At 64.3% G+C, this 11,879-nt stretch carries 12 protein-coding genes; 2 read left to right on the forward strand and 10 right to left on the reverse strand.

The features are described from left to right. The 4 genes from EOA75_RS19835 to EOA75_RS19850 all read right to left on the reverse strand — a co-directional run. On the reverse strand, positions 1-636 hold a 636-nt coding region (locus EOA75_RS19835; protein WP_164747457.1), incomplete at its 3' end, for an aldose 1-epimerase family protein. Positions 637-840: 204 nt separating this feature from the next. Further along, positions 841-1,557 carry a Bax inhibitor-1/YccA family protein gene (locus EOA75_RS19840; protein ID WP_127217141.1) on the reverse strand — a complete coding sequence of 239 codons (717 nt, stop codon included), beginning with the start codon at positions 1,555-1,557 and terminating at the stop codon, positions 841-843. 37 nt (positions 1,558-1,594) lie between these two features. Further along, positions 1,595-2,368 (reverse strand): anti-sigma factor, encoded by a 774-nt coding sequence (locus tag EOA75_RS19845; protein ID WP_127324959.1) that lies wholly within the window; start codon positions 2,366-2,368, stop codon positions 1,595-1,597. Beyond that, positions 2,365-2,886 (reverse strand): sigma-70 family RNA polymerase sigma factor, encoded by a 522-nt coding sequence (locus EOA75_RS19850; RefSeq protein ID WP_245307415.1) that lies wholly within the window; start codon positions 2,884-2,886, stop codon positions 2,365-2,367. Before EOA75_RS19850 ends, EOA75_RS19845 begins: the two co-directional genes overlap by 4 nt. A gap of 187 nt (positions 2,887-3,073) precedes the next feature. Between EOA75_RS19850 and EOA75_RS19855 the strand changes: the two genes are divergently transcribed. Beyond that, entirely contained in the window at positions 3,074-4,258 is a 1,185-nt protein-coding gene (locus EOA75_RS19855) for an amino acid aminotransferase (protein WP_127324960.1), read from the forward strand. A gap of 82 nt (positions 4,259-4,340) precedes the next feature. Next, the gene (gene mazG / locus EOA75_RS19860) at positions 4,341-5,165 is read left to right on the forward strand and encodes a nucleoside triphosphate pyrophosphohydrolase (protein ID WP_127324961.1); all 825 of its coding nucleotides are present in this window, start codon (positions 4,341-4,343) and stop codon (positions 5,163-5,165) included. Positions 5,166-5,173: 8 nt separating this feature from the next. On the opposite strand, the gene hflX is transcribed toward mazG, so the two are convergent. The 6 genes from hflX to EOA75_RS19890 all read right to left on the reverse strand — a co-directional run. Continuing rightward, entirely contained in the window at positions 5,174-6,562 is a 1,389-nt protein-coding gene (hflX, locus tag EOA75_RS19865; protein WP_067321349.1) for a GTPase HflX, read from the reverse strand. Continuing rightward, positions 6,563-6,808 (reverse strand): RNA chaperone Hfq, encoded by a 246-nt coding sequence (gene hfq / locus EOA75_RS19870; RefSeq protein WP_066989720.1) that lies wholly within the window; start codon positions 6,806-6,808, stop codon positions 6,563-6,565. Positions 6,809-6,951: 143 nt separating this feature from the next. Further along, complete coding sequence (locus EOA75_RS19875) at positions 6,952-7,815, reverse strand: D-amino-acid transaminase (protein ID WP_127324962.1); 864 nt, start codon at positions 7,813-7,815, stop codon at positions 6,952-6,954. A gap of 156 nt (positions 7,816-7,971) precedes the next feature. After that, positions 7,972-9,333: a sigma-54 dependent transcriptional regulator gene (locus EOA75_RS19880; RefSeq protein ID WP_066989715.1), complete on the reverse strand. Its 1,362-nt coding sequence runs from the start codon at positions 9,331-9,333 to the stop codon at positions 7,972-7,974. Continuing rightward, complete coding sequence (locus EOA75_RS19885) at positions 9,323-11,614, reverse strand: PAS domain-containing sensor histidine kinase (protein WP_127324963.1); 2,292 nt, start codon at positions 11,612-11,614, stop codon at positions 9,323-9,325. Before EOA75_RS19885 ends, EOA75_RS19880 begins: the two co-directional genes overlap by 11 nt. A 119-nt stretch (positions 11,615-11,733) precedes the next feature. Further along, positions 11,734-11,879, reverse strand: a 146-nt coding sequence (locus EOA75_RS19890) for a helix-turn-helix domain-containing protein (RefSeq protein WP_164747458.1), incomplete at its 5' end; no start/stop codon positions are given.

Below are 11,879 nucleotides of genomic sequence, written 5' to 3' on the forward strand. Positions count from 1 at the left end.
GGTGCTGGCGGGCCGGTCCAGAATGACGGCGTCGTCATCGAACAGCCGCTCGGAGAGGGCAAGCGTCTTGCCCTCGACGGGCGTTGGCTGCGGCGTCGGCAGCATCAGCCCGTCCTTCAGGCGTCGTATCGGCGCAGGTTCATCGTCGGCAAAGGTCAGCCGGTAGGCTTCCTTGGGCAATTCCGGCAGCAAAGGCCAGTTGAAGGCCGGATGGGCGCCGACCGAGGCCGGCAGCACCTCGTCGCCTGTGTTGGCGACCTCGAAGGTCACGCCAAGCTGGCGGGGGCCGAGGCTGTAGTTTATGGCCAGCCGAAAGGCGAATGGGTAGCGGGTGCGGGTCTCGGTGTCATCGGTTAGGACCAGCCTGCAAGAGGAAGGCCCCTGCTCCGCCCAGGCAAAGCGCCTGTCGCGGGCGAAGCCATGCTGCGTCATTGGATAGGCTTTGCCGCGATGGCGCAACTGGTCGCCTTTCAGCCGGCCGACTATCGGAAACAGCACCGGCGAATGACGCCGCCATTCAGGCCCCGCCTGCCACAGAAGTTGCGTGCGTTCGGCATCGCGCAAGGAGACCAACTCGGCCCCCTGCCCGACGATGGTCGCCGAGATGCCGTCACCGTCAAGCGTCAGCTGTTCCATGCGTCCTCGCGACTGGCTGCTCGGGCCGGCAGGCTAGCAAAAGGCCTCGCCTGAACTCAAGGGCAGCAGGCAGTGCGGCATCCCCTCAAGCAGCCGCCGTGAACGACCAGCACTGCCACGCCAGATGCAACGCCAAAAGAAAAACCGTGGCCAGCGGTTTACCCGTCGGCCACGGTACGAAGCTGTTGCCTGCTACGGTCCGGACTATTCGCGCTCGCCGGTAAAATTCAGCAGCAGCTGGAAGATGTTGATGAAGTTCAGATACAGCGAGAAGGCGCCGAAGACGGCGAGCTTCTGTTGCGATTCGGCGTCGAAATTCTCGGCATACTGCTCCTTGATCGTCTGCGTGTCCCAGGCGGTCAGGCCGATGAAGACCGCAATGCCGATCACGGAGATGGCGAACTGCAGCGCGGTCGAGCCGAGGAACAGGTTGACGAGGCTCGCGATCACCACGCCGATCAGGCCCATGATCAGGAAGGACGAGAACTGCGTCAGGTCGCGCTTGGTCGTGTAGCCGTAGAGGCTGGTGGCGCCGAACATGGTGGCGGCGATGAAGAAGGTGCGCGCGATGCTGGTGCCGGTGAACACCAGGAACACGGAAGCCAGCGACAGGCCCATGACCGCGCAGAAGGCCCAGAACATCGCCTGCGCGCTCGCCGCCGACATCGTCTGCATCTTGAAGGAGAAGAACATGACGAAGGCGAGCGGCGCCAGCATCACCACCCATTTCAGCGGCGTGGAGAAGATCGGGACGTAGAGCGCCGGCGTCGAGGCCACAACAAGGGCGACGAGGCCGGTGACGACGAGCCCGAGGCCCATATAGTTGTAGACGCGCAGCATGTGCCGGCGCAGGCCCTCGTCATAGAGGGCACCGGCCCGGACGCCGGTGCCCATTCGGTATCCAAGATTAGGGCTGTTCATTTCGTTTCTCCTTGGTTGGTCGGTTCGATTGGCTGCTTCAATAGAGAGTGCGGGCGAGCTTTTCGGCGGCCCGGTCGAGATCGCCGGCATCGCCTTGTCCGACGACGGCGTAAGCGACCTCGCCGATCTGGAAATAGGCGGACGAGATATCGCCCAAGGGCGCGACGGTGGGCTTCACGACGTCGAACGTGCCTGGCCTGATCGCAAACAGCGACACCAGCCCGAGGTCCTTCGTTTCGAGTGCCATCTCGACGCTCGGCCCGAACCGCGACGGATAGATCTGAACATCGCGGATCCGCCAGTCGTCGGGCAATGACGGCATGACGATCGCGGTCGCGGCGCGGATCTCGTCGGCATTGTAATTCGGCGCCTCGGCCTGGGACGGCATCGTCTCACGCACCAGCGTCGTCCGGTGCGCGCTCGCCGCTTCCTCGACATAGGCGGGCGGCTGCGTCGAGGCGACCACCTTGCTGACGGCGATCGGCCCGAAGACGCCGTTCGCAAGCCACCCTGCCGCCACCAGCACGGCGGCGGCCGCGGCGCGCTGCAGCACGGAAAAGGCTCGGTCCCTGGCAAGCACCCTTTCCAGCCGACGCGCCGCGTCGGTCGTCGCCGGGCGCGCCATTGCGCCTGGCCCGGCCAGCGCCACGCGCAACTCGTCGCGCGTTCTGAGATCCGACATCACACGCGCGGCCACTTCGGGACGAGCGGACAGGAACGCCTCGACCTCGATGCGGCGGGCGACGTCGAGCTGATCATCGACATAGGCGTCGAGATCGGCATCGGTCACCGGATCGACGATAGCGGTCATGATTCACCTCCCACGATCCTCAGGTGATTTTTGCCGCGCGCCGGAGCGCCCTCCTCCATCTCGCGCAGCGCCGCACGAGCGCGGCCGATGCGCGACATCAGGGTTCCGAGCGGGACGCCACTGACCTCGGCGGCCTCTGCGTAGCTCAACCCTTCGATGGCGACGAGATGCAGCGCGGCGCGCTGCTCTTCCGGCAGCGACAGGAAGGCTTCGCGCACCTGCGAAAGGCGCACCGAATGGTCCTGGGACGCCGGCATGTTTTGCTCGGCGAGACGGCCTGCCTGCTCGATGCGCGCTGTCTCGGACCGCCGCGAGCGCATGCGGTCGATGAAGATGTTGTGCAGGATCGCCAGCAGCCAGGCGCGCGGGTTGCCGCCCGAGCGAAAGGTGCCGCGCCGCTCATAGGCGCGCACCAGCGCGTCATGGACCAGATCCTCGGCATCGGCGCTGTCGCGCGTCAGCGAGCGCGCGTAGCGCCGCAGCGATCCCAACTGCCCGACGATATCGAAGCGTGCCATCGACCGTTTCATGCCCTGTTTACGGAGCATGTGGGGATTTTAATCCCTGGCTGCCGTTTCTTTTTGCGATTCCCGCGAGGAGTTGCGCCGGCCTCGGGTGAGCGAGCGCCCGAGCGGCATATGGAGGAAACCGCTGGCGAAGCGCGGCCGATTTGCGTATCACTCCGCCGCCACTGGAGCCCTATCGATGTTCGAGACCCTGCAGCCCGCGCCCGCCGACAAGATCCTTGCGTTGATCGGCCTTTACCACGCCGACACGCGCCCCGGCAAAGTCGACCTGGGCGTCGGCGTCTACAAGGATCGTAACGGCAGGACGCCGGTGATGCGGGCCGTGCGCGAGGCTGAGAAGCGGCTGCTCGCGGGCCAGGACACCAAGACCTATCTCGGCCTCGCCGGCGACATCGGCTTCAACGCCGCCATGATCAGGCTTGCCTTCGGCGATAACGCCGATCATTCGCGCATCCGCGCAGCGCAGGCGCCGGGCGGATCGGGCGCCCTCAGGCTGGTGGCCGAGCTTCTGCAGCGCACGCGGCCGGGCGCGACGGTGTGGCTCTCCGATCCGACCTGGCCGAACCACCAGCCGGTGATGCGCGCCGCCGGCCTACAGGTGCGCGACTATCCTTATTTCGACGCTGTTTCCGGCGCTGTCCGTTTCGACGACATGCTGGCGGCGCTCAAGACCGCCACTAGCGGGGATGTCGTGCTGCTGCATGGCTGCTGCCATAACCCGACCGGCGCCAATCTGGATGCTGCGCAATGGGCGAAGGTTGCCGACGTTCTGCTTGAGCGCGGCCTGCTGCCTTTCGTCGACATCGCCTATCAGGGCTTTGGCGAAGGGCTCGACGCCGATGCCGCCGGCCTGCGGCTGCTCGCCGGCAAGGTGCCCGAGATGGTCGTCGCCTCGAGCTGCTCGAAAAATTTCGCCGTCTATCGCGACCGCGTCGGTTCCGCCATGATCATGGCCAAGGACGGCGCACAGGCCGACGTGGCTATGAGCCAGATGCTGGCAGCGGCGCGAGCGCTCTATTCGATGCCGCCGGACCATGGCGCTGCGGCCGTACGCATGGTGCTGGAAGACGCCGATCTGAAGAAGGTCTGGGAGACGGAACTCGAGGAGATGCGGCTGCGCATGCTCAGGCTGCGTGTCGCCTTCGCCGAGGCGTTGCGCCGGCAATCCAACTCCGATCGCTTCGATTTCGTCGCCAGCCATCGCGGCATGTTCTCCCGCCTGGGGCTCACCGAAGCGCAGGTTGAGCGTCTGCGCACCGAGCACGCCGTCTATATGGTAGGTGACAGCCGCATCAATGTGGCAGGTCTGCCTGAGGACGGCATGGACGAGCTCGCCAAGGCGATCGTTTCGGTGCTCGACTGAGTGCCGGCGCAACTGTGGACAATCGGCTTTTGCCAGCCGGCGGGATTGGTCGCCCGCCGCGGCGCGCGCTAGGGTTTGTTGCATGAAACCCTCCAAAGACATCTCCCGTCTGATCGAGATCATGGCGGCACTCAGAGCGCCGAAGACCGGCTGCCCCTGGGACATCGAGCAGAACTTTTCCACCATCGCCCCCTACACGATCGAGGAAGCCTATGAAGTGGCGGATGCGATCGCGCGCGGCGACTTCGACGATCTGCGAGAGGAACTGGGCGACCTTCTGCTGCAGGTCGTCTACCACGCGCAGATGGCGCAGGAGATTGGCGAGTTCGCGTTCGGCGACGTTGTCGAGGCGATCACCACCAAGATGATCCGCCGTCACCCGCATGTCTTCGGCGACGAGAAGGCGCGCAGCGCCGGCATGGCCAAGGGCATGTGGGAGAAGATCAAGGCGGTGGAGAAGGCCGACAAGCGCAACGCCCGCATCGCGCGCGGCCTCGACCCGGAAGATCACGGCAAGGGCTATCTCGATAGCGTGCCGGTTGCGCTCCCTGCGCTGACCCGCGCGTTGAAGCTGCAGGAGAAGGCTGCGCGCGTCGGCTTCGACTGGAGCGAGGCAGCACCCATCCTCGACAAGATAGAGGAAGAGATCGGCGAGCTGCGCGAGGCGCTGGTCACGGGCGACGCGGCACCCATCAAGGATGAGTTCGGCGACATGCTGTTTGCCGTCGTCAATCTCGGCCGCCATTTGAGACTTGATGCCGAAGCCGCGCTGAGCGGCACCAACGAGAAGTTCCGCTCGCGCTTCCATTATGTCGAGCGGGAGTTGGAGGCTTCCGGGAGGTCGCTGGAACAGGCGACTTTGGACGAGATGGAAGCCCTCTGGCAGCAGGCCAAAAACGCAAGATAAGCAGCGGCCTAGCCGTGGTTCCTGCGGTTCAGCCGGGTCTCGATCTCCTGGCGGGCGCTGTGCGTGGCCGTCAGTGAGATGGTGACGCTGCCGTCCTCATTGTCGCTCCGCGAGACGACATCGCCATTGCGATAGAGCCAGTCGACCTGGCCGAGCTCAGCCGGGCTCAACGTCACCGTCATCGTTTCCAACTCGCCCGACACTCTGGCCTCGATGAGCGCCTTGAGCGCATCGATCCCCTCGCCGGTCGCTGCCGATATCGCGATCGGCGGCGCCTTGCCGCCGGCGCTCTCGGCAAGCAGGCGCTCGCGATTGCCTTCGTCGAGCAGGTCGATCTTGTTCCACACCTCGATCACGCGGCTGGTGTCCGCGGCATCGACGCCGAGATCGCCAAGGATGCGCTCGACATCCTCGGCCTGCGCTGCCGTGTCCGGATCAGAGATATCGCGCAGATGCAGCACGAGATCGGCCTCGACGACCTCTTCCAGCGTCGCCCGGAAGGCCGCGACCAGATGAGTCGGCAAGTCCGAGATGAAGCCGACCGTGTCCGACAGGATGATCGGCGTGCCGTGCGGCAGGCGCACGCGGCGCAGCGTCGGATCGAGCGTGGCGAACAGCATGTCCTCCGCCAGCACCCCTGCCCCGGTCAGCCGGTTGAACAGCGTCGACTTTCCGGCATTGGTGTAGCCGACGATCGCAACTACCGGAAATGGCACCTTCTTGCGTTTTGCGCGGTGCAGGTCGCGGGTGCGGCGAACCGTTTCCAGCTCATGTTTGAGCTTGGTGATCTTGTCCTGCAGGATCCGCCGGTCGGATTCGATCTGCGTTTCGCCGGGACCGCCCAGGAAACCCGCGCCGCCGCGCTGCCGTTCGAGGTGGGTCCAACTGCGCACCAGCCGACCCTTCTGATAGTTGAGATGCGCCAGCTCGACCTGCAGGGTGCCTTCCTTGGTCCTGGCGCGCTCGCCGAAGATCTCAAGGATAAGCCCGGTGCGGTCGAGCACCTTGGCGTTCAGTTCCTTCTCGAGATTGCGCTGCTGTACCGGCGTGAGCGGATGGTCGACGATGACCAATTCCGCCTTGCGTTCCTTCACGATGTCGGCGAATTCCGCCACCTTGCCGCTGCCGAGCAGCGTTGCCGGGCGGGGATCGGTGACCGTCACCACCGCGGTGTGGACCGGGTCCAGGTCGATGGCGCTGGCAAGCCCGACCGCCTCGTCGTGGCGGGCATCCGCCGAGCGGCTCAGGCGCGGGCGGCTCGAATCGTCATCGCCCCGCGGCTGGCGCGCAAGCACCGGCACAATGACAACGGCCCGGGTCGGATCCTTGGCTTCCGGCCCAAGTTGATGTCCTTGTTTCCCGCGAACTCTGCGGTCCGCGTCCTGCTCACGTGCCAATCAGGCGCCCTGGCCTTCCTCGCCATCAAACATCTGAACCGGCTGGCTCGGCATGATCGTGGAAATGGCGTGCTTGTAGACGAGCTGGGAATGCCCGTCGCGCCGCAACAACACACAGAAATTGTCGAACGAAGTGACCACGCCGGTCAGCTTCACACCGTTGATGAGAAAGATGGTAAGTGGATTTTTGCTCTTGCGAACTGAATTCAGGAACAGGTCCTGAAGGTTTTGCGATCGTTCCGCCATTGTTTTTGTCTTTCGCCGATCCCCTTCGGTCTGCAGGCCAATGCGCCAAATTACGCGGCGCCTGTCAAGCGCGCAAACCCCCTCTTGCCGCCTAAACGACAAGCAGAACGAGATAGTTGAGGTTCATTCCACCTTTGCGGTTATCAGGCTGGACTTTTTTCCGCAATGTCAAAAAATGCCTGCCGCAACGAAAGTGTCATGGAGCCGGGGTGGCCGTTTGCGATCGGCGCGCCGTCGATTTCGACTACCGGCATGGCGATCGTGGTCGCGGAACTGATGAAAGCCTCCCGCGCTGCCTTGGCTTCGGCGATCGAAAACCCACGCTCCTCGATCGTCAGACCGAGCTTTTCGGCGACGTCGAACAGTGTCGTGCGGGTGATGCCGCGCAGGATGCCGTGTTCGGCCGGCCGCGTCACCAGAACGCCGTCGCGGGTGACGATCCAGGCATTGGACGAGCCGCCCTCCTTGACCGTGCCGTCGGAGTCGACGAACCAGGCCTCCTGGGCGCCGGCTTCCTTGGCCTTCTGCTTGGCGAGCACATTGGCAAGCAGGCCGGTGCTCTTGATGTCGACGCGGTCCCAGCGATTCTCCGGGACGGTGATGACCTTGATGCCGGTCTCAACCCGCTTGGCGGCAGCAGAGGGGTCGGCCTTCCGGGCGGTTATAACCAAGGACGGACGGGTGCCGGCTGCCGGAAAGACGAATTCACGGCTGGCGACGCCGCGCGTCACCTGGAGATAGACGAGGCCGTTGACGACGTTGTTGCGGCGCACCACCTCGCGCAGCAGTATCGGCAGGACGCCTTCCGAGACGGGCCATGCGATCGACAATTCCTTGAGCGAGCGCTTAAGCCGGGCCAGATGGCGCGGCATGTCGACGATAAAGCCGCGCGCCACCTCGCAGACCTCATAGACGCCGTCAGCGAACTGATAGCCGCGATCCTCGATATGGACCCGGGCTTCGGCATGGGCGACGTAGCGCCCGTTCACATAGGCAATGCGCGGCATGGGCTACCTCAGGGAAATGTCCGGCTCTCTTAAGCGATTCCGCCGCTGCCGTAATGAACAATCGCGTGGGCCAGCCGGCTTTGGGCAATTCCGGACGGAATGGTACGGCGAAGCCGCCGACCCCAACCGGCGCTGCACACTTTTCCTGGATTGCCTTTACACGCCCAGCGACTTCAGCTTGCGGTGCAAGGCTGATCGCTCCATGCCGATGAACTCGGCCGTCTTCGAGATGTTGCCGCCGAAGCGGTTGATCTGTGCGATCAGATAGTCCTTCTCGAATTGCTCGCGCGCCTCGCGCAGCGGCAGCGCCATGATGTGCTGGTCCGACTGGTTGGGTGTGCGCGGCATGACGTCGCCGATCTCGGAGGGCAGAAGGTCAGCGGTGATCGGGGCGTCGACGTCTCCGCCTCGCGCCAGGATCATCAGCCGCTCGACATTGTTGCGCAGCTGGCGCACGTTCCCCGGCCAGTTGTGCGCCTGCAGCACGGCCAGCGCGTCGTCACCGATGCGGCGCGGCTTGATACCGGCCTGCCGCGCGATCTGCTTCATGAAATTGTCGACGAGATACGGAATATCCTCTCGCCGTTCGGCGAGACCCGGCACAGTGACGGGGACCACCGCCAAGCGATGATAGAGGTCCTCGCGGAAGCGGCCATCGGCAATCATGGCCTCCAGGTTTTGCGCTGTGGAGGAGATGATGCGGACGTCGACCTTGACCCGCTTTGTGCCCCCTACCCGCTCGAACTGCTGCTCGACCAGCACGCGCAGAATCTTGTTCTGCGTCTCGCGCGGCATGTCGGCGACCTCGTCGATGTAGAGGATGCCGCGATGCGCCTCCTCCAGCGCGCCGACCTTGCGTTCGGTGCCGTTCGATTCGGTGCCGAACAGCTCGATCTCCATACGTTCCGGGGTGATGGTGGCGGCGCTCAGCGTCACGAACGGCCCGTTCTTGCGCGCCGACAGCGCGTGGATGGCGCGCGCCGTCAGTTCCTTGCCGGAACCCGACGGACCGATGATCATGATGCGGCTGTTGGTGGGTGCGACACGCTCGATGGTCTGCCGCAGTTGGCTCATCGCTGACGACATGCCGATCAGGTCGAAGGTCTCGCCGCTGCGCAGCTTGAGGTCGGAGACCTCGCGCCGCAATTTCGAAGTTTCCAGCGCGCGCTCGGCGATCAGGATGAGACGGTCGGCCTTGAACGGCTTCTCGATGAAATCATAGGCGCCACGCCGGATGGCCGACACCGCCGTTTCGATGTTGCCGTGGCCGGAGATCATCACCACCGGCATGTTCGGATGCATCGTCTTGATCTCGTCGAGCAGCGCCAGGCCGTCGAGGCGCGAGCCCTGCAGCCAGATGTCGAGGAAAATCAGCCGTGGCGCGCGATCGGCAATCGCCGCCAGCGCGCTGTCGGCATCGTGTGCCGTGCGGGTTTCGTGACCTTCGTCGCTCAGGATACCGGCGACCAGTTCGCGGATGTCTTCCTCGTCATCGACGATGAGAATGTCAGACGCCATTACCGACCTTTTCAGTTTCTCGTTCGTGTTCGTCGCGGCCTTCGCCGCGTGGCGGCGCGGCGACGACCGCCGCCGGCGGCAGGATGATCGAGATCATCGCGCCCCGGCCGCCGTGGAAATCGGGCGGCGCGTCGTGCAATTCGAGCCGGCCGCCATGGTCCTCCACGATCTTCTTGACGATAGCGAGGCCAAGGCCAGTGCCTTTTTCGCGCGTCGTCATGTAGGGCTCGAGCAGTCGCTGCCGATTCTCGCGCGGCAGCCCTTTGCCGTTGTCGATAACATCGATTCTTATGGCGCCATCTTGGCGCCCGGCTTGAATCCGGATTGTGCCGTCGGAACGGTCTTGCGCATCAAGTCCGTCGATGGCCTCGGCGGCGTTTTTGATGACGTTGCCGAAGGCCTGCGCCATCAGGCGGCTGTCGAACGTTCCCTTGAGCGGCTCGTTGCCGAAATCACGCTGGAAAGCAATGTCGGAGCGGCTGACTTCCACCAGGAACGAAGCTTCGCGCAGCGACTCGCGCAGGTCTATCACCTTCATCTCCGGCTTCGGCATGCGGGCGAAGGCCGAGAATTCGTCGACCATGCGGCCGATGTCCTCGACCTGACGGATGATGGTGTCGGTGCACTGATCGAAGACTTCACGGTCCTCGGTGATGACCTTGCCGTAACGGCGCCTGATGCGCTCGGCCGAGAGCTGGATGGGCGTCAGTGGATTCTTGATCTCATGGGCAATGCGCCGCGCCACATCGGCCCAGGCCGAGGACCGCTGCGCCTGCACGAGATCGGTGATGTCGTCGATGGTGACGACATAGGATTTTTCCTCCGAGCCGTCGTCTCCGGCCTCGACGGTGACCTGGACATTGAAAGTCCGTTCCATGCCGGCGCGGAAGAAAGTCACCTGCTCGCGATAGACCGGCTTGCCGGATTGGCGCCCGATCTCGAAGACGCGACCGACATGCGGCAGGATGGCGGAGAGGTTCTGTCCGAGCGCGGCACTCGCCGAGATCGCCAGCATCGTTTCGGCCGAGCGATTGGCGATGGTAATGACGCCGTACGGATCGACGCCGATGACCCCTGCGGTCACGCCAGCCAGCACCGCCTCCGAGAACCGCCGCCGCTCGTCGATCAGGTCTTTGGCCGACAGCAGCTCGTTGCGCTGCGATTTGAGCTCGAGGATCATGTTGTTGAAGGTCTCGCCGAGCGAAGCGACGTCGCCGTCCGATTGACGCACGGGGACGGCGACGTCGAGATTGCCGGTGGCCACCTCGTCGGCCGCGCCGATCAGCTGGCGGATCGGCCGGACAATTCGATCCGCCACGGCGATGCCGGTCCAGATCGCCGACAGGATGACGATCAGGGTCAGCGACAGATAGGGCAGCGCGAACGCGACTTGCGAAGTGCGACGGTTCTCTTCCAGTCCGCGATACTCGTCGGTGTTCGACCGAACGATCTGCCGCGCCTTGATAACGTCCGGGTCGACGAGCCGGATCGTGTAGAGATAAAGACCTTCGATCTCGCGCAACTTGACGATGGCGCCCATGATGTTGCGGGTGCGCGGCTCGATCAGCACCGGCTTGCCGTCAGCGGCCGTGTTGACCGCGCCAGGGGGCGGCTCAGGCATGGCGAAGTCGGCGTCGGTCTTGGCGCTCATGACGAAAGAGCCGTCAGGCTTGATCAGCGCCGCATGCGCCAGTCCGCGGCCGACGGCCTCCTTGTTCATGAGGTCGAGGAAGCCGGTGCGGTCGAGCCCGTAGAGCGTGCGCGAGGCATCGAGGTCGTAGGCCATCGACAGGGTCGTGCCCTGCAGGTTGCGGGCATTTTCCTGGACATAGGCATCGGCGATCGACAGCGACGAATTGACGATCGTTTTGGTTCGGATCTCGAACCAGCGATCGAGGCCGATATCGAGCGTGATCGAGGCGATGATCGCGACCATGATCGCCGGGATGGCGGCGACCAGCGCGAACATGGCGACGATGCGCACATGCAGCCGCGATGCTGCACGGCCGTGCCTGCGGGCCATGACGATGCGGCGGATCTCGCGGCTGATCAGAGCGATCAGGAAGAGGACGAAGACGGCGTTGAGCGCGATCAACGCCCAGGTGGCGTTTGCATTCGGCGCGATCGGGGTCGCACCGACAAGGATTGCAAACGAGATCGCTGCGGTGATCATGGCGCCGACGATCGCGACCACGCCGGGCAGCGCCAGCAGCCGGCGGCCGTCGCGAACGCCGGCCCGGCTGAAAAGCGGTTGGTTCAGTGTCGGAGCCTCAGCAGCCATATCGCCGTCTAGAGTCGGTCATTGCGTCGGATGTATGCAACGCATTGTGGCGATTATGCAACAAGTGTGGCCGGGACGGAAATCTTTCCCCGACTTAATCCCCAAAAGTGAAGGCAAAGTCAGGGCTGCCTGGCGGGCTTGTAGACGTTGACGCCAAGCTCGCGGATCTTCTTGCGCAGCGTGTTGCGGTTGAGGCCCAGAAGCTCGGCCGCCTTGATCTGGTTGCCGCGCGTCGCGGTCATCGAAGCCAGCACCAGCGGATATT

The sequence above is a fragment of the Mesorhizobium sp. M1A.F.Ca.IN.022.07.1.1 genome (assembly GCF_003997575.1).
Taxonomy (GTDB): domain Bacteria; phylum Pseudomonadota; class Alphaproteobacteria; order Rhizobiales; family Rhizobiaceae; genus Mesorhizobium.

Coding starts and splice junctions, on each gene's coding strand:
- EOA75_RS19840 (WP_127217141.1), bottom strand. CDS start 1,557: ATGAACAGCCCTAATCTTGGATACCGAATGGGCACCGGCGTCCGGGCC.
- EOA75_RS19845 (WP_127324959.1), bottom strand. CDS start 2,368: ATGACCGCTATCGTCGATCCGGTGACCGATGCCGATCTCGACGCCTAT.
- EOA75_RS19850 (WP_245307415.1), bottom strand. CDS start 2,886: ATGGCACGCTTCGATATCGTCGGGCAGTTGGGATCGCTGCGGCGCTAC.
- EOA75_RS19855 (WP_127324960.1), top strand. CDS start 3,074: ATGTTCGAGACCCTGCAGCCCGCGCCCGCCGACAAGATCCTTGCGTTG.
- mazG (WP_127324961.1), top strand. CDS start 4,341: ATGAAACCCTCCAAAGACATCTCCCGTCTGATCGAGATCATGGCGGCA.
- hfq (WP_066989720.1), bottom strand. CDS start 6,808: ATGGCGGAACGATCGCAAAACCTTCAGGACCTGTTCCTGAATTCAGTT.
- EOA75_RS19875 (WP_127324962.1), bottom strand. CDS start 7,815: ATGCCGCGCATTGCCTATGTGAACGGGCGCTACGTCGCCCATGCCGAA.
- EOA75_RS19880 (WP_066989715.1), bottom strand. CDS start 9,333: ATGGCGTCTGACATTCTCATCGTCGATGACGAGGAAGACATCCGCGAA.
- EOA75_RS19885 (WP_127324963.1), bottom strand. CDS start 11,614: ATGGCTGCTGAGGCTCCGACACTGAACCAACCGCTTTTCAGCCGGGCC.